This window comes from Pandoraea sp. PE-S2R-1 (assembly GCF_002179865.1).
Classification (GTDB): Bacteria; Pseudomonadota; Gammaproteobacteria; order Burkholderiales; family Burkholderiaceae; genus Pandoraea.
Genome location: NZ_NGUR01000169.1, coordinates 1 through 397 on the forward strand (window position 1 = coordinate 1; position 397 = coordinate 397).

Annotated in this window: 1 pseudogene; it reads right to left on the minus strand. The window is 60.7% G+C overall.

Annotation, left to right across the window (positions count from 1 at the left end):
* Nucleotides 1-179 (minus strand): annotated as a pseudogene (locus tag CDV44_RS27560) (branched-chain amino acid ABC transporter permease); the annotation flags it as partial.
* Between the last annotated feature and the right edge of the window lie 218 nt (nt 180-397).

Here is a 397-nt window from a genome sequence, read left to right on the forward strand (position 1 = left end):
CGCTCGAAGATGGCACCGGCGACGCCAACGATCAGCGGCGCGGCGATCAACGCCGGCCAGAAGCCGACTGCCGACGACAACGCGTAGGCAAAATACGCCCCCAGCATGTAGAAGCTGGCATGCGCGAAGTTCAGCACGCCCAGCATGCTGAAAATCAGCGTGAGGCCGCTCGACAACATGAACAGCAGCAAGCCATAGCTCACGCCATTCACAAGCACGACGCCCGCGGTGGCACTCAGCAGATGCACTGCGTCTCCTTCGGAAAGCCAACGAAAGACGCGGCAGAGACTGCCGCATCGGGGGAATTTCAGGCTGACATTATAGAGGGGACGTGCAACCGAAACGGCCTGGGATCGCCCGAAAAACGGCGTCACTGCTGGATTTCAGGCGACATCCG